The 20,277-nt window shown below is 63.7% G+C and carries 21 protein-coding genes; 11 read left to right on the top strand and 10 right to left on the bottom strand.

All coding sequences use genetic code 11. The features are described 5' to 3' along the window. Positions 1-2 precede the first annotated feature (2 nt). Positions 3-1,091 carry an OpgC domain-containing protein gene (gene opgC, locus BBA01S_RS03750; protein ID WP_027815253.1) on the bottom strand — a complete coding sequence of 363 codons (1,089 nt, stop codon included), beginning with the start codon at positions 1,089-1,091 and terminating at the stop codon, positions 3-5. A 507-nt stretch (positions 1,092-1,598) separates the two neighbouring features. Between opgC and BBA01S_RS03745 the strand changes: the two genes are divergently transcribed. The 7 genes from BBA01S_RS03745 (at position 1,599) to BBA01S_RS03715 (ending at position 9,573) form a co-directional block, all read left to right on the top strand. Beyond that, on the top strand, positions 1,599-3,959 hold the full coding sequence (locus BBA01S_RS03745; protein ID WP_027815252.1) for a bifunctional salicylyl-CoA 5-hydroxylase/oxidoreductase: 2,361 nt from the start codon (positions 1,599-1,601) through the stop codon (positions 3,957-3,959). Between the two features lie 2 nt (positions 3,960-3,961). Further along, positions 3,962-4,741, top strand: a complete 780-nt coding sequence (locus BBA01S_RS03740; RefSeq protein ID WP_027815251.1) for an SDR family NAD(P)-dependent oxidoreductase — start codon at positions 3,962-3,964, stop codon at positions 4,739-4,741. After that, a complete protein-coding gene (locus BBA01S_RS03735) occupies positions 4,738-5,289 on the top strand; it encodes a MarR family winged helix-turn-helix transcriptional regulator (RefSeq protein WP_027815250.1) in 552 nt (183 codons plus the stop codon). The genes BBA01S_RS03740 and BBA01S_RS03735 overlap by 4 nt, the downstream gene beginning before the upstream one ends. A gap of 38 nt (positions 5,290-5,327) precedes the next feature. Next, positions 5,328-6,185, top strand: a complete 858-nt coding sequence (locus BBA01S_RS03730; RefSeq protein ID WP_042295888.1) for an enoyl-CoA hydratase family protein — start codon at positions 5,328-5,330, stop codon at positions 6,183-6,185. Between the two features lie 4 nt (positions 6,186-6,189). Then, positions 6,190-7,389, top strand: a complete 1,200-nt coding sequence (locus tag BBA01S_RS03725) for an acyl-CoA dehydrogenase family protein (protein ID WP_027815248.1) — start codon at positions 6,190-6,192, stop codon at positions 7,387-7,389. A 40-nt stretch (positions 7,390-7,429) separates the two neighbouring features. Continuing rightward, entirely contained in the window at positions 7,430-7,846 is a 417-nt protein-coding gene (locus tag BBA01S_RS03720) for a RidA family protein (protein ID WP_027815247.1), read from the top strand. A gap of 89 nt (positions 7,847-7,935) precedes the next feature. Continuing rightward, positions 7,936-9,573: an AMP-binding protein gene (locus BBA01S_RS03715; protein ID WP_027815246.1), complete on the top strand. Its 1,638-nt coding sequence runs from the start codon at positions 7,936-7,938 to the stop codon at positions 9,571-9,573. A gap of 234 nt (positions 9,574-9,807) precedes the next feature. On the opposite strand, the gene BBA01S_RS03710 is transcribed toward BBA01S_RS03715, so the two are convergent. Next, positions 9,808-12,471 (bottom strand): ATP-dependent Clp protease ATP-binding subunit, encoded by a 2,664-nt coding sequence (locus BBA01S_RS03710; protein WP_027815245.1) that lies wholly within the window; start codon positions 12,469-12,471, stop codon positions 9,808-9,810. Positions 12,472-12,741: 270 nt separating this feature from the next. Then, on the bottom strand, positions 12,742-13,812 hold the full coding sequence (ydiK, locus tag BBA01S_RS03705) for an AI-2E family transporter YdiK (protein WP_084161791.1): 1,071 nt from the start codon (positions 13,810-13,812) through the stop codon (positions 12,742-12,744). 202 nt (positions 13,813-14,014) lie between these two features. Between ydiK and surE the strand changes: the two genes are divergently transcribed. Continuing rightward, positions 14,015-14,794: a 5'/3'-nucleotidase SurE gene (surE, locus tag BBA01S_RS03700; protein WP_027815243.1), complete on the top strand. Its 780-nt coding sequence runs from the start codon at positions 14,015-14,017 to the stop codon at positions 14,792-14,794. Positions 14,795-14,800: 6 nt separating this feature from the next. On the opposite strand, the gene BBA01S_RS03695 is transcribed toward surE, so the two are convergent. Together BBA01S_RS03695 and BBA01S_RS03690 are read right to left on the bottom strand one after the other, a co-directional pair. After that, complete coding sequence (locus tag BBA01S_RS03695) at positions 14,801-15,241, bottom strand: acyl-CoA thioesterase (RefSeq protein ID WP_027815242.1); 441 nt, start codon at positions 15,239-15,241, stop codon at positions 14,801-14,803. Between the two features lie 119 nt (positions 15,242-15,360). Next, the gene (locus BBA01S_RS03690; protein WP_027815241.1) at positions 15,361-15,951 is read right to left on the bottom strand and encodes a BPSL1445 family SYLF domain-containing lipoprotein; all 591 of its coding nucleotides are present in this window, start codon (positions 15,949-15,951) and stop codon (positions 15,361-15,363) included. A gap of 396 nt (positions 15,952-16,347) precedes the next feature. Between BBA01S_RS03690 and BBA01S_RS03680 the strand changes: the two genes are divergently transcribed. The 3 genes from BBA01S_RS03680 (at position 16,348) to BBA01S_RS46660 (ending at position 18,101) form a co-directional block, all read left to right on the top strand. Beyond that, complete coding sequence (locus BBA01S_RS03680; RefSeq protein ID WP_156965859.1) at positions 16,348-16,668, top strand: hypothetical protein; 321 nt, start codon at positions 16,348-16,350, stop codon at positions 16,666-16,668. Positions 16,669-16,810: 142 nt separating this feature from the next. Continuing rightward, entirely contained in the window at positions 16,811-17,539 is a 729-nt protein-coding gene (locus tag BBA01S_RS39940; RefSeq protein ID WP_084161871.1) for a response regulator transcription factor, read from the top strand. A gap of 253 nt (positions 17,540-17,792) precedes the next feature. After that, on the top strand, positions 17,793-18,101 hold the full coding sequence (locus BBA01S_RS46660) for a hypothetical protein (protein WP_156965858.1): 309 nt from the start codon (positions 17,793-17,795) through the stop codon (positions 18,099-18,101). 345 nt (positions 18,102-18,446) lie between these two features. Here the strand turns inward: BBA01S_RS46660 and BBA01S_RS47995 are convergent, their stop codons facing one another. The 5 genes from BBA01S_RS47995 to BBA01S_RS46655 are packed head-to-tail and all read right to left on the bottom strand — an operon-like array spanning position 18,447 to position 20,262. Continuing rightward, positions 18,447-18,605 carry a hypothetical protein gene (locus BBA01S_RS47995; protein WP_245641414.1) on the bottom strand — a complete coding sequence of 53 codons (159 nt, stop codon included), beginning with the start codon at positions 18,603-18,605 and terminating at the stop codon, positions 18,447-18,449. Next, positions 18,580-18,951 carry a hypothetical protein gene (locus tag BBA01S_RS47990; RefSeq protein ID WP_245641413.1) on the bottom strand — a complete coding sequence of 124 codons (372 nt, stop codon included), beginning with the start codon at positions 18,949-18,951 and terminating at the stop codon, positions 18,580-18,582. The genes BBA01S_RS47995 and BBA01S_RS47990 overlap by 26 nt, the downstream gene beginning before the upstream one ends. Then, positions 18,948-19,712 (bottom strand): lysozyme, encoded by a 765-nt coding sequence (locus tag BBA01S_RS03660; RefSeq protein WP_027815237.1) that lies wholly within the window; start codon positions 19,710-19,712, stop codon positions 18,948-18,950. The genes BBA01S_RS47990 and BBA01S_RS03660 overlap by 4 nt, the downstream gene beginning before the upstream one ends. Further along, entirely contained in the window at positions 19,699-19,980 is a 282-nt protein-coding gene (locus tag BBA01S_RS39930; protein WP_042295883.1) for a DUF7940 domain-containing protein, read from the bottom strand. The genes BBA01S_RS03660 and BBA01S_RS39930 overlap by 14 nt, the downstream gene beginning before the upstream one ends. After that, complete coding sequence (locus BBA01S_RS46655; protein WP_042295880.1) at positions 19,981-20,262, bottom strand: hypothetical protein; 282 nt, start codon at positions 20,260-20,262, stop codon at positions 19,981-19,983. Between the last annotated feature and the right edge of the window lie 15 nt (positions 20,263-20,277).

Genomic DNA, 20,277 nt, shown 5'->3' with positions numbered 1-20,277 from the left:
CTTCAGGTAAGCGCCACGCGCGGCCGCACCGCTTTCCAGCGGCGCGCGCCGCCTGCGAGCATCACCAGCGCGGCGATTGCAAGCACATCGCCCGCAAGGCGCCCTGGCAGCAGCGTGTTCGAATGCATCGCGCGCAACAGCGTATCGATCGTATTCGACGCCAGCGCGCCGCCCACGAAGCAGATAAGGCCCTGCTGCCCCACCGTGACAATGCCCGGCACACGCTGCGCGAGCCAGCCGACCCAGCCAAGCCGCGTGGCCTGCAACGCCAGCCACGCGACAGCCGCAAAGCTGACGATGCGCACGCTCGCGAGATTCTGTTTCATGTAGCCGGGCTGCGGATCGACTTCGACAAAAAGACGCACGAACGCAAACGTCGCGACCAGGATGCATGCGAGCAGCGTCAACGTGCGTCCAAAGCGCGACACCTGGAACGCATCCGAAACCGGATAGAGCCTGCACAGCAGGCCGAGCATGAACATCGCCTGCCACGCGAACGGATTGAACGGCCAGATCGAGCCGGGCACCGAGGGCAGATAGCGGCACAGCCAGCTACTGGCGAACCAGAGCGCAAAACTGCCGAGCAACGTGGCCTCGGGCGCGCGCCGCGCAAGCGGCATCACTACGGGCAACGCGAGCACGAGCACGACATAGAGCGGCAATACGCCTGCCAGATAGGGCTGATCGCGAAAGATCGCGATATTGCCGAGCATCGCAAAAGGATGCGCGGCAAAACGCGTGAAGCCCGACACGCTCACGAGCGGCGAATCCACGTGCAACGCTACGGCTGCCGCACCAGAAAGCAGCATCAATACCGCCGCGCACAGATACGCGGCATAGATTTCACGCGTGCGTCGAAAAAAGCGCCAGTTTGCAGCATCGACGCCCTTGCGCGCAGCAATCGCGAGCCAGCTTGCCGCCGACACATAACCGCTCACGAACACAAAGACCTCCGCCGAGTCGCAATACGCGAAAGTGTGCAGCATGCCATGCGAAAGGACGCTGGAAGGAATATGGTCGAGAGCAATCGCAATCAACGCGAAGCCGCGAAAGAAGTCTATTTCGATCGATCGCTGCGCTGTCTGGCTCATCAATGAAGGCTCCCGCTCGGTTGGGATCGTACGGTTGAGAGACGAAAAAGAACGGATTGCGACTGCTCGATGCATCGGCGCGAGGGACGCGCGCGAATTGATTCGTAAGGATGGCTGATCGATAAACAAGAAGCGGCGCGCCGTGGAATCTATTTGAAAGCCGTGCAACAGGGCGCACTGCTAATTTCGCGCCCGCTTGCGTATGCGAATTCAATGCCAGCTTTAGTCCACTCGTGTCGACACAATCCTCGACAACATCGTTGGCAACTTCGTCGACAACTTCGTCGGTAACTTCGTCGGTAACTTCGTCGGTAACTTCGTCGACAACGAATGGCAGCATCGCATATTCGTCTGAGCGACTGCAGTTTCTGCCCAAAGTGCAAGACACCCGTAAGTTTGGCCGTCCTTTCGCCATCCGCCAGGGCTTACCCGCGCTTCCGGTAAATTACTTGACACCTAAAGTATTCGCGCCTACTCTGACCTCACAGATTGAGCGAGGAAGCGAGCATGCGTATCGTTTGTATCGGTGGCGGGCCGGCCGGACTGTACTTCGGCCTGTTGATGAAGCGGCGTCACCCCGGCTACGACATCACCATCGTCGAGCGGAACCGTCCTTACGACACATTCGGCTGGGGCGTGGTGTTCTCGGATCAGACACTCGGCAACCTGCGCGCAGCCGACCCGGAAAGCGCCGCCGAGATCCTCGACGCATTCAATCACTGGGACGACATCGAAATTCATTTTCGCGGTCATTCCGTGCGCTCGTCGGGCCACGGTTTTTGCGGCATCGGGCGCAAGCGGCTGCTCAACATCCTGCAGGCGCGCTGCGAGCAACTGGGCGTGAAACTCGTATTCGAATCGCAGATCAGCGACGACGACATCCAGAACGCCGATCTCATCATCGCCAGCGACGGCCTCAATAGCGCCACGCGCCAGAAATACGCCCACACCTATCAGCCCGATATCGACATGCGCGATTGCCGCTTTGTGTGGCTGGGCACCTCGAAGCTGTTCGACGCCTTTACGTTTGCATTCGAAGAAACCGAATTCGGGTGGTTCCAGGCGCACGCCTATCGCTTCGACGACAACACCTCCACGTTCATTGTCGAAGCGCCGGAGCATGTCTGGCGCGCCGCGGGCCTTGAGGACATGAGCAAGGAAGACAGCATCGCCTTCTGCGAAAAGCTGTTCGCGCGCTATCTGGACGGCCACGCGCTGCGCTCGAATGCTTCGCATCTGCGCGGCTCGTCGCAATGGATCCGCTTTCCGCGTGTTGTCAATCGCGAATGGGTGCATTGGAAGACGACCGCCGACGGCCAATCCGTTCCCGTCGTGCTGATGGGCGATGCGGCGCATACGGCGCATTTTTCGATTGGCTCGGGCACCAAGCTCGCGCTTGAAGACGCCATCGAACTGGCCAACAGCATGGACACGCATCCCGGCGACCTGCGCGCCGCGCTGCATCACTACACGAGCGTGCGCAGCGTCGATGTGCTGCGCATCCAGAACGCCGCGCGCAATTCGACGGAATGGTTCGAGCACGTCGATCGTTATGCGAAGTTCGAGCCGGAGCAGTTTGCGTATTCGCTGCTCACGCGTTCACAGCGCATCTCGCACGAGAACCTGCGTGAGCGTGACGCCCAGTATCTGGGAGGCTTTGAAGCGTGGCTTGCGCAGCGCGCGGGCGCTGGCGCACGCGCCATACCGCCGATGTTCACGCCTTACACGCTGCGCGGCGTCACGCTCAAGAACCGCGTGGTCGTTTCGCCGATGGCGCAATATTCCGCGCATGAGGGCGTCGCGGGCGACTATCACCTGATGCATCTGGGCGCGCGCGCGATGGGCGGCGCAGGCCTTGTCATGACCGAGATGACCTGCGTGTCGCCCGAGGCGCGCATCACGCCCGCCTGCCCCGGCATGTACACGGCCGAGCATTTGAATGCGTGGAAGCGCATCGTCGATTTCGTGCATGCGCAGTCGGACGCGAAGATCGGGATTCAGTTGGGGCACTCCGGGGCGAAGGGTTCGACGCGCGCGGCCTGGGAAGGCATCGACCAGCCACTCGACGACGGCAACTGGCCGCTCGTGTCCGCTTCTCCCCAGCAGTATCTGCGTGGCGTGAGCCAGTGGTCGCATGAAGCCAGCGCTAGCGAACTGCGTGAAATCGAAGCGCAATTCGTGCGCTCGACCCAAATGGCCGCCGAGGCCGGTTTCGACTGGCTCGAACTGCATTGCGCGCACGGCTATTTTCTGTCGAGTTTTCTTTCGCCGCTCACGAACCAGCGCAGCGACGAATATGGCGGCTCGCTCGAAAACCGGCTGCGTTATCCGCTGCAGGTGTTCAAGGCGATGCGTGCGGTGTGGCCTGAAGACAAGCCAATTTCCGTGCGTATTTCCGCGCACGATTGGGTCGAAGGCGGCGTCACGCCCGACGACGCGGTAGAGATCGCACGCGCATTCAAGGCGGCCGGGGCGGACATGATCGACGTCTCGTCGGGGCAGGTCAGCAAGGACGAAAAACCCGTGTTTGGCCGCATGTTCCAGACGCCTTTTGCCGACCGCATCCGTAACGAGGCGGGTATCGCCACGATTGCAGTCGGCGCGATTTCCGAGGCCGATCATGTCAACGGCATTATCGCGGCGGGCCGCGCAGACCTGTGCGCCGTGGCGCGCCCGCATCTGGCGAATCCGGCCTGGACGCTCAACGAAGCCGCAAAAATAGGTTATTTCGACGTGATGTGGCCGCCTCAATACACCGCGGCGAAGACGCAGCTCGAACGCAATATCGAGCGTGAACGCGCCGCTGCTGCGGCAGCGGCGGGCCTCTCGCCGCTTGAACGCGCACAGCGCGCGGAAGGAACCGTTTGACCATGAGCGAACTGATGCTGGCTGAACACCACGCCGTCGTGACCGGCGGCGGCAGCGGAATCGGCGCGGCGACCGCGGCCATGCTGCTGCGCGCGGGCGCGCGCGTCACGCTGATGGGCCGTGATGCGGCGAAGCTGGAGACGCAGCGCGACGCACTGGGAGGCGGCGACAAGGTCGCCTGCGTGAGCGTCGACGTTGCCGACGAGAACGCCGTAGCCGCCGCCTTCGCCCACGCTGTCGAGGGTCTGGGCGACATCGACATTCTGGTCAACAACGCGGGCCAGGCCACGGCCGCACCGTTCGTGCAGACCGATCTCGCGCTGTGGAAACGCATGCTCGACGTCAATCTCACCGGCGCTTTTCTCTGCACGCGCGCCGTGCTGCCCGCGATGCTCGCGAAGAAAAGCGGGCGCATCGTGAACGTGGCGAGCACGGCGGGTCAGGTCGGCTATCCCTATGTGGCGGCCTATTGCGCCTCGAAACACGGGGTGATCGGCATGACGCGCGCGCTTGCGCTCGAAGTGGCGACGCAGGGCGTCACCGTCAACGCCGTGTGTCCTGGCTACACGGAAACGGAATTGTTGCAGGCTTCGCTCGATCAGATCACCCGCAAGACCTCGCGCAGCGAGGCCGAGGCGCGTAGCATCCTCGTGCGCCACAATCCGCAGCAGCGCTTCGTGCAGCCCGACGAAGTCGCCAACGCGGTGCTGTGGCTCTGCGCGCCTGGATCGTCCGCGATCACCGGGCAATCGATATCCGTTTCCGGTGGAGAAATCACATGACCTCGCCCCTGCCCTCCCGCAAACATGCGGCCGCTAAAGTGACGCGCAAGGGCGTCGAAAAACCCGCGGAAAACGTGGTCGACATGGAAATGAGCACCGGCGCCGATAGCCATATGGGGCTGCGCCTGTGGCTGCGCCTGCTCACCACGACCAATCTCGTGCAGACCGAATTGCGCCGCCGCTTGCGCACGGAATTCGACACGACGTTGCCGCGCTTCGATTTGATGGCCCAGCTCGAACGCCATCCGGAAGGACTCCGTATGACTGAGCTGTCGCGCCGCTTGATGGTGACGGGCGGCAACGTCACGGGCATTACCGACCAGCTCGAAAAAGAAGGCCTCGTCGTGCGCGACACCGCGCCGGAGGATCGCCGCTCGACTGCCGTGCGTCTCACGCCAGAAGGACGCGCCGCATTCGACAAAATGGCGGCGGCGCACGAGCAATGGGTCGTGGAGATGTTCGGCGGCCTCTCGCTCGACGAGAAAGCGAAGATGCACGACCGGCTCGGCAAGCTCAAACAGCATTTGCGCAACAGCCTCGAAGACTGAGCGCCGCGCAGACAGGAACACGAGGAAGGAGACCCATCTTGACGACAGAACGCTCCGGTGCGCAAGCGCTTTTTGCGGGCAACCGCACGACGCTCGCCGGTTATGAGGCGACGCATTTCGGCTGGTCGGTCGAAGCGCGCGTCGCGACGATCACGCTCAATCGTCCCGAGCGCAAGAACCCGCTGACGTTCGAATCGTATGCGGAGCTGCGCGACCTGTTTCGCCAGCTCGCCTACGCGACCGACGTAAAAGCGGTCGTGCTGCACGGCGCGGGCGAGAACTTCTGCTCGGGCGGCGATGTGCACGACATCATCGGCCCATTGGTCGACCTGCCGATGCCCGAACTGTTGATGTTCACGCGCATGACCGGCGATCTCGTGAAAGCGATGCGCCATTGCCCGCAGCCGGTCATCGCCGCCGTGGACGGCGTGTGCGCGGGCGCCGGGGCGATTCTCGCGATGGCCTCCGACATGCGCTACGCCACGGCACGCAGCAAGCTCGCGTTCCTGTTCACGCGCGTGGGGCTCGCAGGCTGCGACATGGGCGCGTGCGCGATCCTGCCGCGCATCATCGGCCAGGGCCGCGCGGCCGAACTGCTCTATACGGGGCGTTCCGCGAGCGGCGAGGAAGGCCATGCGTGGGGTTTCTATAACCGTCTGTGCGAGCCCCATGCGCTGCTGGCCGACGCGCAGAAACTCGCCGCCGATCTCGCATCGGGGCCGACTTTCGCGCATGGCATCACCAAGACGATGCTACATCAGGAATGGACGATGAGCATCGACGAAGCGATCGAATCCGAAGCGCAGGCGCAGGCGATCTGCATGGCAACGCGCGATTTTGGCCGCGCATATGAGGCTTTTGCGGCGAAATCGCGTCCGGTTTTCAAAGGGGATTGAGCACGTGAATCCATCGGATGAACAAGACCTGCATGGCGCGCTGGCGTGGCCGTTTTTCGAGGAGCGTCACCGCGCGCTCGCCACGGACGTAGAAGCGTGGGCGCGCGAACATCTCGCACACGTGGCGCATGACGATGTCGACGACACCTGCCGCGCACTGGTGCGCAAGCTGGGTGCTGCGGGCTGGCTGCGTTACGGCGTGGGCGGCACGGCTTACGGCGGCCACGGCGACACCATCGATACGCGCGCCGTGTGCCTGCTGCGCGAAACGCTGGCGAAGCATTCCGGTCTGGCCGATTTCGCGCTGGCGATGCAGGGGCTCGGATCGGGGGCGATCTCGCTTGCGGGCAACGACGCGCAGAAAGCGCACTACCTCCCGCGCGTCGCGAGAGGCGAAGCGATTGCCGCCTTCGCGCTTTCCGAGCCAAACGCGGGCTCGGATGTGGCCGCGATGGCGCTCGCGGCGCGCGAGGACGGCGACCATTACGTGCTGGACGGCGAGAAAACGTGGATCTCGAATGGCGGCATCGCTGACTTCTACGTGGTGTTCGCCCGCACTGGCGAAGCTCCGGGCGCGCGCGGCATCAGCGCATTCATCGTCGATGCGGATACGCCCGGACTGGAAATCGCCGAGCGCATCGACGTGATTGCGCCGCATCCGCTCGCTCGCTTGCGCTTCACCAACGCGCGTGTCAGCAAACAGCAATTGCTGGGCTCTGCGGGGGAAGGCTTCAAGATCGCCATGCGCACGCTCGATATTTTTCGTACATCGGTGGCGGCGGCGTCGCTGGGATTCGCGCGCCGCGCGATGGCCGAAGGGCTTGCCCGCGCGGCGTCGCGCAAGATGTTCAACCAGACGCTCGGCGACTTTCAGCTGACGCAGGCGAAGCTCGCGCAGATGGCGCTCACCATCGACAGCAGCGCCCTGCTCGTCTACCGCGCCGCGTGGCTGCGCGACCAGGGCGTGAGCGTGACGCGCGAAGCGGCCATGGCGAAGTGGCACGCGAGCGAAGGCGCGCAACAGGTGATCGACGCTGCCGTGCAGCTCTGGGGCGGCATGGGCGTGCAAAGCGGCCAGGTGGTCGAGTCGCTTTATCGCGAGATCCGTTCGCTGCGCATTTACGAAGGCGCGACCGAAGTGCAGCAACTGATTGTCGGGCGCGACCTGTTGAAGGACTATCACGCGTCTCAAGGCGCGGCCTGACGCTGCCGACGCGGCTTTAATCGACAAAGGCGGAACCTCTATGAAACAAGCCCTTCTTCCAGTGGGTTGGGTCAAGCCGCGCGGTTACGCCAATGGCGTCGCCGCGCGGGGCACACAGGTTTTCATCGCCGGCCAGATCGGCTGGGACGAAAACGCCCGCTTCACGAGCCGCGAATTCGGCGCGCAGGCGGTGCAGGCGCTGCGCAACATTGTCGCCGTGCTCGACGCGGCGGGCGGCAAGCCCGAACACCTCGTGCGCCTGACCTGGTACGTCGTCGACAAGAAAGAATACCTGGCATCGCTAAAGGAAATCGGCGCGGCGTTTCGTGAACTGATCGGCGACTACGATATTGCCATGAGCGCCGTCCAGGTGGTCGCGCTCGTGGAGGACGAAGCAAAAGTGGAGATCGAGGCGACCGCCGTGATTCCAGACGACGCGGGCCTTTCCGCCTCCTAGGCGCAGACCGGCCTCAAAGGCCTATTCAGCCCGCTAAAGCGCAGCAGTACTACACAAGAGAACTGTTCGACAAGCCTGACGGAGACACCATGCAACCGACCGCTCACGTGGATACTTTCGCACGCGATCACTTGCCGCCCGAGTCGCAATGGCCCGTACTGCTGCTCGACAATGCCGACGTGGCCTATCCGGCGCGCCTGAACTGCGCGGCGAAATTGCTCGACGATGCGATCGCGAGCGGACATGGCGATCGCCCCGCCATCTGGTCGGACGTGGACGGCCAGCCTCAGGCCACGACCTATACGCAGTTGCGCGAGCTTGTCGATCGCAGCGCGCACGTTCTGCTTGAGGATATGCGCCTGCAACCCGGCAATCGCGTGCTGTTGCGCGGCCCGAACACGCTGCAAATGGCGGTGGCGCTGCTGGCGACCTTGAAAGCGGGACTGGTGGCCGTGCCGACAATGCCGCTGCTGCGCGCCAAGGAACTCAAGCAGATCATCGACAAAGCGCAAGTGGGCGCGGCGCTGTGCGACGTGCGGCTCACGGAAGAGCTGGCGCGCTGCACCAACCCGGACGACGAATTTTTCTGTGCGGATCTCAAGCAGGTCTGCTACTTCCACGACGACGCGCCGCGGAGCCTTGAAAGCCTCGCCGTCGATAAACCCGCTGAATTCCGCGCCAGCGATACGGCCGCCGACGATGTCTGCCTGATCGCGTTCACCAGCGGCACGACGGGCACGCCCAAAGGGTGCATGCACTTTCATCGCGACGTGATGGCGATGTGCGACCTGTTTCCGCGCCACGTGCTCAAGCCCACCGCAGACGACGTGTTTTGCGGCACGCCGCCGCTGGCCTTTACGTTCGGGCTGGGCGGACTGCTGTGCTTTCCGCTACGCGTGGGCGCATCGACCGTGCTGATCGAAAAACTCACGCCTGCGCTGTTGCTGCAAACCATCGAGCGCTTTCGCGCGAGCGTCGTATTTACCGCGCCCACTTTCTATCGGCAAATGGCTCCCCTCGTGCAGGACGCCGATATCGGCAGCCTGCGCAAGACCGTGTCGGCGGGCGAAGCCTTGCCGCAAGGCACGCGCGACCTGTGGCGCGCGGCGACCGGCATTGAAATGATCGACGGTATCGGCGGCACGGAGATGATCCACATTTTCGTATCGTCGGCGGGCGGCGAAGTGCGGCCCGGCTCGATCGGGCGTGCGGTGCCGGGCTATGTCGTGCAGGCGCTCGACGACGAGCTGCAGCCGGTGCCTCCGGGCGTGACCGGCAACCTGGCGGTGCGCGGCCCGACCGGCTGCCGCTATCTGGCCGACGAGCGCCAACTGAAGTTCGTGCGCGAGGGCTGGAATCTGCCTGGCGACGCGGTGTCGATCGACGCCGATGGCTACGTTTTCTACCAGGCGCGCGCCGACGACATGATCGTCTCCTCCGGCTACAACATCGCCGGGCCGGAGGTGGAGACCGTGCTGATGCAGCATCCTGCCGTCGCCGAATGCGGCGTGACGGGCGTGCCCGACGACGTGCGCGGACAGGTGGTCAAGGCTTTCGTCGTGCTTCGGCCCGGTTTCAAGGGCGACGAGGCGATGGTCGCGGACTTGCAGAACTTCGTGAAGAGCGCGGTGGCCGCGTACAAATACCCGCGGCTGGTTGCGTTTATCGACGCCCTGCCGCGCACGGAGACTGGCAAGCTCAAGCGTTCTCTATTGAAAACGATGTGAGGCGTGCCGCAGTTTTCTCAGTTTCAGATACGAGAGCGGTCAGATTCGTAGGTAATATGACATAAACCATAAGAGATACAACTATCGTGGATATTTAATTAGACATTATTCATATAATGTTGGTATCAATTTAGGCGCAGCAAAAAATAACGCGGCGGCGAGATTTCGAGTCTCGCCGCCGCGTTCAGTCGTTTCCAGTCCGATAAAGAGAAAACTTTCGTCGCAACCCTGGCTTCAGGTCTGGGGCGCAAACGACAGCTGTTTTTGCGTGGCGTCGTACCGGCACACGACCTTCGCGCCCTCCTTCACCTCGCCCTTGAGCATTTCCTTCGCCAGTTCGTTCTCCACGCTCTGCTGGATCTGCCGCTTCAGCTCGCGCGCCCCGTACTCGGGGCGGTAGCCGTCGGCGGCGAGATAGTCCACCACGCTCTCGTCGAACGTGAGGTCGATATCCTGGCTGCGCGCCATGCGCCGCACCTGCTCCAGCTGCAGGCGCACGATCGAGCGCAGTTCGTCGTCGGTGAGCGGCTTGAAGATGATGATGTCGTCGATGCGGTTGAGAAATTCCGGCCGGAAATGCTGGCGCAACTCGCCCATCACCGCGCCTTGCATCGAGGCGTCGGCGCTGGCCAGGAATCCCGGCCCCGAGCGCTTCTGCCCGGACACCGACTCCGAGCCGAGATTGCTCGTCGCGATCACCACGGTGTTGCTGAAATCGACCACGCGGCCCTTGCCGTCCGTCAGGCGGCCATCGTCGAATACCTGCAACAGCACGTTGTAGACATCCGGATGCGCTTTCTCGATTTCGTCGAGCAGGATCACGCAATACGGCCGGCGGCGCACGCGCTCGGTCAACTGGCCGCCTTCGTCATGGCCGACATAACCCGGCGGCGAGCCGATCAGGCGCGAGACCGCATGGCGCTCCATGTATTCGCTCATGTCGATCCGCACGATGGCGTCTTCGTCGCCGAACACCACTTCGGCCAGCGCCTTCGCCAGTTCGGTCTTGCCCACGCCCGTGGGCCCGAGGAACAGGAACACCGCCGTGGGTCGCCTGCCGCGCCGCAAGCCCGCGCGCGAGCGGCGCACCGCATCGCTCACCGCGACGATCGCCTGCTCCTGGCCGATCACGCGTTCGTGCAGGCGCTTTTCCATTTCGAGCAGGCGCGTGCGTTCCTCGGCGGTGAGTTGCGTGACGGGCACGCCCGTGAGCTTCGAGACGATTTCGGCAACCTGTTCGGTCGTCACGTCCGAGGTCACCGAACCGAGCCGCCCCTTCCATTCCCCGGTCGCTTCGACGAGGGACTTTTCCTTGTCCGCGATCGGCTCGTCCAGCGCGTGGGCGCGCTCGAAGTTCTTGCGCGTGGCCGCGTAGTCCTGCTCGCGTTTGAGCTGCGCGAGTTCGGCTTCGAGTTCGAGGATCGCCGCGGGTCGCGAGGTCGCCGAAAGATGCACGCGCGCCGCGGCCTGGTCGATGAGGTCGATCGCCTTGTCGGGCAGGAAGCGCCCGGTGATATAGCGGTCGGAGAGTTCGGCGGCGGCAACGAGCGCGTCGTCGCGGATCGTCACGTGATGATGGACTTCGAGCTTGTCGCGCAGCCCGCGCAGGATGTTGATGGTCTGGTCGACGCTCGGCTCGGCGACGAACACCGGCTGGAAGCGGCGCTCCAGGGCGGCGTCTTTTTCGATGTACTTCTGGTACTCGGAAAGCGTGGTCGCGCCGATCAGGTTGAGCTCGCCGCGCGCCATCGCGGGCTTGAAGACGTTGGCGATGTCGAGGCCGCCTTCGCTGCCGCCCTGTCCCGCGCCGACGATCATGTGCACTTCATCGATAAAGAGCACGAGGCTCTCGCGCTGCGCCGAGATTTCCTCCATCACGCCCTTCACGCGCTCCTCGAATTCGCCGCGATATTTCGCGCCTGCAATCAGGCCATTGACGTTGAGTTCGACAAGACGACGCCCGCGCAGCGATTCCGGCACGTCGCCGTTGAGCATGCGTTGAGCGAGCCCTTCGGCAATCGCGGTCTTGCCCACACCCGGTTCGCCGATCAGCACGGGATTGTTCTTGCGCCGCCGCGCCAGCACTTCCACGACGGTCTCGATTTCGCTCGACCGCCCGATCACGGGATCGAGTTTGCCTTCGCTTGCGAGCGCGGTGAGGTCGCGGCTGTATTGATCGAGCTGCGGCGTGGGGCTGGGCGCTTTCGCGGCGGGCCGCTCGCGCGGGTCGCCTTGCGCTTCGACGAGACGCTGCAGCACTTTCTGTGGCGTCACGCCGTAGCGCGCCAGCAGATGTCCCGCAAAGCTGTCCGGCACCTGCGCAAGACCGAGCAGCAGATGCTCGGGCGCCACGTAGCTATGGCCCAGTTCGCGCGAGATGAGAAACGCGCGATCGAGCGCGCCCTTCAGGCGCGGCGATACGGCCACGCGGCCTTCGTCGCCGGCGGCGATCGGGTCGCGCTTCTGCGCATTGGCGTCGATGAAGGCGCGCACGTCGGTGGGCTCGATGCCCAGCCGCGTGAGCATGGCCGCGCCCGCGTCGTTGCCAGCGAGTTCGTACAGCAGGTGTTCGGTATCGACCTCGCGGCGGCCGAATTGCAGGGCGCGTTCCGCGGCCCGTTGCAGCAATTCGCGCGCGACATCGCTGAAATGACGCTCGACAATGGCGCCGTCGCCTGCTTCCATCGTCTGCGTGGGAGGTTCGCCGGGCGCTGCTTCCGCCTGTTGCTGCGCGGCGCGGAACAGCGACTCAAGCGGGCTTAGCGTGCGCTGATGGCGCGTGAGCTGGTTGTAGTGGTAATCGCAGACGTCGAGAAAGCGCCGCCTGCCGTCCTGCAACACGGCTACCCGCACGGTCGCGGGCCGCACGCCGCATATGTCGCAGTTGAACTGAGCCATTTCCCCTCCTGGAAGCGCGGCGCCGCGCGTGCCCACGCGAGCGCTCCGAGGAAACGGGACGACGTGTGCAGCGAATCGGCGCAGATGAGCGCAAGTGAACGCGAAGAACGCAAGAGCAAAGCGAAGTCCAGCCGTCATCCTAACGTCGAATGAACGGGCGTGTCGTTAAGCTGCCTGGCTGTGGGAGGGGGGAAGCGAAGGGGGAAGAAACGATCTGATGAATCCGCGCATCGAGACTTTTTTCGTCTCGATGCGCGGAAAATAACAGCGTCAGGCGTCGGCGGCGGGGGCCGCAGGCGTGTTGATCCAGGCAGACAGCAGCGTGGACGACACGGCAAGAATGACCGGGCCGATGAACAGCCCCACGATGCCAAACGCGAACATGCCGCCCAGCACGCCCGAAAGGATCAGCAGCATCGAAAGATTCACGCCGCGCCGGATCAGCACCGGGCGCACGAAATTGTCGAGCATCACGACCATCACCGACCAGACGGCCAGCAGGATCGCAGCGACATGCGAGTCGTGCATGAACAGCCAGATCGCGCCGCCGAACAGCGGCAGGCCCGGCCCGATCTGCGCAAGACAAAGCATCAGCATGAGCGCGGTGAGCACGCCCGCGCCCGGCACACCGGCAATCGCCAGGCCAATGCCGCCCAGCGCCGATTGCAGCACCGCCGTCACGACAATGCCGAGTGCGACCGCGCGAATCGCCGCGCCGGCCAGGCGCACGGCCTCCTCGCCATAACGCGGGCCGACGCGTTGCGCGAAGCGCAGCACGTACGCGGCGGCCTTTTCTCCCTGCATGTAGAGAATGCCGGTGATGATGACGGTCACGACCATGTGGATCACGAACACGCCAACCGAAGCCGCATGGCCGATGAGCCAGTGCGCCGCGATGGACACGTAAGGTTCGAGTCGCGCGAGCAGGCCGCCGGGGCCGGCATCGGACAGCGTCTGCCATTCGCCCGCGATGCGCGTGCCGATCATCGGCAGGTCGTGAATCCACATGGGGGGCGGTGGCAACGTGTAGCTGGGCAGGTTGCGGATCAGGCCCATGATCTCGCCGCCGTGCTCGGCGAGCGTGGAGATCGCCGAGTACAAGGGCAGCACGATCACGACCAGCAGGATCAGCAGCATGACGAGCGTAGCGATGCCACGCCGCTTGCCGCAACGGCGCTCGACGGCGAGCATCGCGGGCCAGGTCGCGACCACGATCATCGTCGCCCAGATCAGGCCCGGCAGGAATGGACGCATGACGTAGAGAGAACCGACCGTCAATGCGCAGAGGATCGCGATGATAAAGAGCGCGCGAGCGATATCTGGCGAGTCTTGGGGCTTCACGGGGTCTCCTCGCGGCAAGCGCCGCAACAACGGGATGGATACATAAAACAAGGGCTCGCAGCCCGCACGCCCGGCAGGAGGCGACGTCCGCTGCGCGCTAGTCTATATCCATTGCGTCTTGATCCGTCGCGAAATAGCGCGGCTTCTCCCATAATGTCCGCTGCTGCATCCGCCTGCCTTCCTCCCCTGAAAGAGACTTGCCATGTCCGCACCCGATTCGAAACTCCCCTGTGTGCTCCTCACCAACGATGACGGCATCGATGCGCCCGGCCTCGCGATCCTCGAAGCCGTCGCCGCCGAACTCGCGCATGAAGTGTGGGTCGTCGCGCCTGAACACGACCAGAGCGGCACCTCCCATTCGATCAGCCTGCATTCGCCGCTGCGCGTGAGCCGGCGCGGCGAGCGCCGCTTCGGCGTGATGGGCACGCCAGGCGACTGCGTGGTGATGGCCGTGCGTCACCTGATGGGCGACGTGACGCCTTCGCTCGTGCTTTCGGGGATCAATCGCGGGGCGAACCTGGGCGTCGAGACCATGTTCTCGGGCACCGTGGGCGCGGCCATGACGGGCCTGCTACTCGGCCTGCCGTCGATCGCGTTGAGCCAGGCCTTCCGCGATCGCGAGCACGTGCGCTGGGACACCGCCCGCGCGCTTGCGCCCGATGTGATTCGCCGCCTGGCGGCCGTTTCGCACGACGCGCCGGTCTGCCTGAACGTGAATTTCCCCGATGTCGACGCGAGCGCTGCCGGCCCGCTGACCGTCTCGCGCCAGGGCGTGGGCCTTGTGCAAGGCATCGATGTCGTCCCGCAGATCGATCCGCGCGGCATCGACTATCACTGGCTGCGCTTTCATCGCGGGCCGCGCGAGAACGGGCCGGATTCCGAAACGGCCGTCGTCAATTCGGGCAGCGTGTCGGTGACGCCGCTGCACTTCGACCGCACCGACGAGCGCACCTTCGCGACGCTGCAAAACGCGCTGGGCTAATTTGCCTCAAGCGCCTGCGCGGGCCGCTGAAGCGACGATCGCCTCGCGCAGATCGTCGGGGATGGCGATGGCCTTGTGCGTGTCGAGCGACGTCGTGACGATGGTCTGCGTCGCGCTCATGCGCAACACGCCGTCGCTGCCCGTGCAGGCCCACGCCAGCGACAGCGACGCCTGCCCCACACGCTGGACGTAGAGCGCAAGCGTCACCCGGTCGCCCATCTTGCTGACCGCCTTGAAGTCCACGTCGAGGTGAACCGTGGGCATGCCCACGCGCCGTGCGCCGAGAATGTCGTGATAGCCCTCGGGCATCAGTTCGTCGATCCAGGCCTCGACCAGATCGTTGAACAGCACGAAATACTGCGGATAGAACACGATCCCGGCCGGATCGCATTCCGAAAAATGAATCTTGTGCTGACGGCTGAAAGTCGGGTTGGCCGTTTCGCTCATCGTGTCGTCTCCCTGTCTGCTTCGCGGTGCGCGCGGCGATTATGCCAGCGCGCGAACGCGACCGGCTTTGACGGCCGGCCGCGTGCCTGCAGGCCAGGCCGGCCAGACAGCGCGCCCGCTCAGATCACGAGACGCGAGACCTTCACGCCTTCGAGCGAGACGCCCGCCATCAGGCCGGCGTTGGTCAACACGAACGCTTCGACGGGACTGGTCGCCGTCGACGTATCGACATTGCCGTTCGCGCCCACGGTCACGACCGCGACCGTCGCGTCCGCGCCCGCCGCCCAGCCCTGGCTCTTCAGGAAGTCGTCGAGCGCGCCCTGGTTCATGAACGCGAAGATGATGGCCTTGGACTGCGCACCGATCTGCAGGCCGAACGAACCCGCCACCGTGCTGTAGTAGCCATCGGTGCGGCCGCCCACGCGCAGCGCGCCGGTGCCGTACTGGCCGCCGATCCAGAAACCCGCCGAGATCACGCTCGGGAACACGAGCACGCCGCTCGCCTTCGAGATGAGCTCCTGCGAGCCCGTCACGGTGTTGAACAGGCGGGTGAGCGTGGCGTCCACGCTGGCGTCGATCGAATTGCGCTTGGCGGCGTTCTGGGCCGCGCTATTGCCCGATCCCAACGGGGTCGTCGTGCAACCGGCGAGAGCGAGGCCGCTCGCGGCGACCGCGGCGCTGGAGCTGAGAAGAAATTGACGTCGGCGCATTGAGATGTTCCTGTAGAAGCGGTTCTTCGATGATCCCCGCGCACATCGCGTTCCGGGACGCCATGGCGCGGCGCAACAGGATAGCGCGTGTGGTCGCCGGCCGCACCGTCGGGTCGTGAACCGGCGTTGCGACGACGCACGATTCGCCTGGGCGGCAGCGGCGACCACGCTCGCTTCCCTGGCGGGTTACGACCATGCGCCGCGCATGAAGTTCGCTGTCTTAGGGAAAGCCCGGCTGCCAGAGTGCCCAGCGTCTCGCGCGCATTTCCTACATTGAATCTCCGTTATTTCTCAGAATCATCCGATTTTCCCTGTCAGTGCGCGTCGCTAAAGTTGAATCGTGGCCAGCAAGACATCGCTCGTCACGTTTTCTAACCACCCGATAGAGCCTCTGCCATGTCCGCCGCCCCGCTTCGTCCGAGTTTCTCCACGCCCATGTCGTGGGCGCTGAGCGCCTGCGAATGGGCCAGCCGCCTGGGCATCTATCTGCTGCCGCTGTTCTACGTCGCTTTTTTCGCAGCACTTTTTCTGCTGTGGCACGAGCCGAAGGCCAACTTCTGGCTGATCGCAGCGGGCGGCGTGCTGGGTTGGACGATGGCGCTCTGGGCGCTGGTGTTCAGCCTCGCCAGCCTGCGCAGCGCCGTGGCGCCCTCTGGTGTCCCGGCGGTGCCCCGTATCGGACGCGAGGTTGCCGAAGCAAGCCGCTCAGGCCGCTAGTCGCCCGACAAAGCGCCAAGAACCAAGCTTGCATACTGTCAGCATAAAATGGGATAACCTTCAGAAAATGCTGAACGGTATGCAGGCCCGGCGATGCACGCCGCCCACCAGACTGCGAATGCCAGGCAACACGCTCACGCCCATGACGAATGCCACGCAAGACCTGCGGATCGTAGTGGCCGACGACCACCCAGTCGTCCTGACGGCTATCACCGATTATCTCGACCAGTTGCCGGGCCACCGCGTCGTAGCGACCGCGGACTCGGGCGCGAACCTCGTCGATATCCTGCGCAAGATGCCGTGCGATCTGCTCGTGACGGACTTTTCGATGCAAGGCGAGCTCGAAGACGAAGACGGCCTGCGCCTGATCGGCCGCGTACGGCGGCTTTACCCTGATCTGCCCGTCGTGGTGTTCACGATGCTCACCAACGGCGGCATCCTGCACGAGCTCGCGGAACTGGGCGTAGCGGGCCTGGTCGGCAAGGACGAGCCGATTCCGACGCTTGCCGACGTCTGCCGTCGCGCGCTGGTCGAGCCGGGCACCACGTTGTCCGCGCGTATCGCCGAGCGCCTCGCGATAGAAGGCTCGACCGCCGACGACTTCCGCCGCAGCAACCCGCTCTCGCCGCGCGAACTCGAAGTCGTGCGCCTGTTCGCGCTGGGCCTGAGCGTCACCGAAATCTCGAAGCGGCTCAATCGCTCGGTCACCACCGTCGCCACACAAAAGCGCGCCGCCATGCGCAAGCTGCACCTCGACTCCAACGCCGACCTCATAAGTTGCAGAAGCCCGATAGTTGCAAAAAAGGCTTATTTTTCAATAAACATCCCGCGCCGGTCAGCCAAGGATGTGCCAGTTTACTTCGATTTGTGACCTACGCGTGGGCACAGTTTGGTCACGCTCCCGCCGTCAAGAATCGCTACATATCAGCCTATCCTCACGTCACATCACCCAGTTTCTTGATATAGATCAAGGCGACACGGACGTGCCCCCTCGATCTGAAAGTCACCTCTAAATCTCACTGCGCATAAGCCAATAGACTGCCTGCGCGCATCAATTTCGGTGCGCATCAGGCTCGGATCGACTGCGTACCAGCAGTCATCACGGCCGTTCTATGGAGAGTGAGATGAGGAAGTTGACGATCGCGCTTGGTGCAATTCTGGCTACAGCGTCCGTTGCCACGGTCATCGCGACCGCCTATGGAGGATTACCGACTCCAACTCAACAGGCAGCCAGCGCTGTTGGAATGGCGAACCCAACTCCGCGTTGCAGGGAGGTAAAAAATCAGTGCATCGAACACTGCCACAAGGTCTTGCCTACGACCGACTTCGGTACCACCTTCGACAGGTGTATGCAAGCCTGTGAAGATGGCAAAGGTTGCCCGCATGGTCTTTCAAGTGGCAAAGATCCCGACGAAAAAAAGGCAACGCCATGATCTCTAACAGGATCCTGGCCGAAAAGATGAATGCCGCTCTTCTGAAGTCGAGGCGAGATCTAAACGATGCTCTGTTGGAGATCGCCACCCGACTTCCCGAGGATGAACTCATGGCATGTCAGATAGCGCTCGGAAGGATTATGGGCGAACTTATTACGGAGGGATTGGGGCCGCTTCGGGCGGCCCATACTGATCTCGAACAGTATTAAAAAGTAGAAACAACCAGCACAGAATACGTGACACGTGCGCAGGAGACCTCCAATTGAAATATCTTCCACGACGATATTCAAAAAATACAGCCCATACCCTGTATCGGTGAAATACAGGCTATGGGCTGTATCGAAGCTACTTGCCGGGCGCTTTCCAGCCGCAGTTCTTCACGCCCGCGAGGTTGTGCGCGAGGATCTGACGCGCAGTGTCGTCGCTGAGAATGTCGGTCTTGCTGACAAGAATCGGCTTGGTCCAGTCGCAGCCGCTGTCAATGACCCGCGTTCGGGTTACCACCTCCGGCGCTGCCGCCGCGGCCGGCGTCTTCGCCTGGCCTGCTCCACTCGTTGAGCAGCTCGCTTGCAGCACCGCCGTCAGGCAAAGCATCCACATCAGATTGCGCATTGCTGGCTCCTGAAACTGCCTTCGCGCCCGCCTGTGCGGCTGCGGCGTTCGCCTGGGCTTCGGCGTTCTGGTTATCGGCCACCTTCTGGTTAGCCTGCGCTACCTGCTCGCCCGCGGCGGCGGTAGCCGCCTTTGCCTGCTGATGACGAAACATGCCGAAGATGACGCCGCTGGCGCCCATGAGGCCACCGAGGATCGCGCCCATGTGCGCGACCAGGAATCCGACGATCAAGGTCATGACTTGCTCCACGTTCCGGTGAGAAAGAGATCGGTCTCGCGCTTGCGGCGCGCAACGAGGCCGGATACGACAACGCCGCCCGACTTGTTCCAGACGGCGAACTGTGCGGCCGCGCCCGCGCGATCGCCGCCGTTCAGCAGGCGCAGCAGTGTCGACGAGCCGAATGCACCGACGCCGATGTTGTAGCGAAGGTCGGCCAGAGCAGCCTTCTCGCGCGCGATCAGCGAGACCTTCACCGCGAAGTCGATGTCGTCGCCGCAATGCGCGAGCGTCTGTTCGAGCCGCGCGTCGGCCTGTGCCTGCGTCCAGACAGTGCCCTGCTTCACGTCCGGCCCGGTTTGCCCCCAGCCGCACGTCCACGGCGCGCCGCTGAGCTTGCGCAGCACCTCGTCGGCGGGAATCGGCATGCCGCCCAGCACCTTCGGCCAGATACCGCGCGCCTGGAGCGCCTTCGCAAGCGGCGACGCAGGATCGGGATAGGCGGTCAGGTAGCAGTTCTCCGAGAACTGCGTCAGCGGTCGGCAGAGATCAAGCCACGTTGGCTCGGTCGCTGGAACGCCAGGTGGTTCAGGCTTCACCGTCGGCGTTCCAGTCGGCGTGGGCGCGGCACTGGGCGGCGGCGTCACTGGAACAGGCTCCGGTACAGCGCTCGACGCGCTACTTGGCGAAACTGACGGCGGCTGCGTTTCCGCTACGGGCGCCTGCGCCGCGCGCGCGCCGAACAACCGCGCAATCATCGCGAACAGGTCACTGAGTGCCATCGTGGTCGCCCTGCCCGTCTGCCGGCGGCGCGCCGCGACGTACCGTCGTGTAACGCACACCGATGATCGTTGCGAAGAGAATCGCGTAGGCGATTGCCTGCTGCACGTGCGCGGGGATCACGGTCTTGAGGTCGTCCGGCATGCTGCGCCACGCGTCGCGCAGCACCGGGCCGAATGCCGAGACGAGGCCGAATGCACCGGACACGATCACGGTGCCGCGTCGATGAAGACGCTGCCAATCATCTGCGAGAGTGATTTTCCAGATCATTTATTTCGTCCACCGTCTTGTATCAGGCCGATTCGCGGCTGAATTTGATACCAGCTGCAAAACCATGCCTTTAATGTCCTTCAGGTCATCACGCATCGCCTGATTGCTCTGCTCAAGCACCGTGACACGGTTCGAGAGGCCCGAATAAAGCCCGATACACCACGCTGAAGCACCTACCAGTGCCGTCAAAATCGATAAAACACCGGCAATAATGGCAATTACGGTCTTAATGCTAACCAGCCATGAAGCCGGATTATTCGCAGCATTTTGGCCCTGAGACATAAAACCCCACACGGA

Origin of the sequence: Paraburkholderia bannensis NBRC 103871, assembly GCF_000685015.1 — a bacterium.
GTDB classification, from domain to species: Bacteria; Pseudomonadota; Gammaproteobacteria; order Burkholderiales; family Burkholderiaceae; genus Paraburkholderia; species Paraburkholderia bannensis.
Note: the sequence above shows the minus strand (reverse complement) of the source record. Positions and strands in the feature narration are given on the sequence as shown.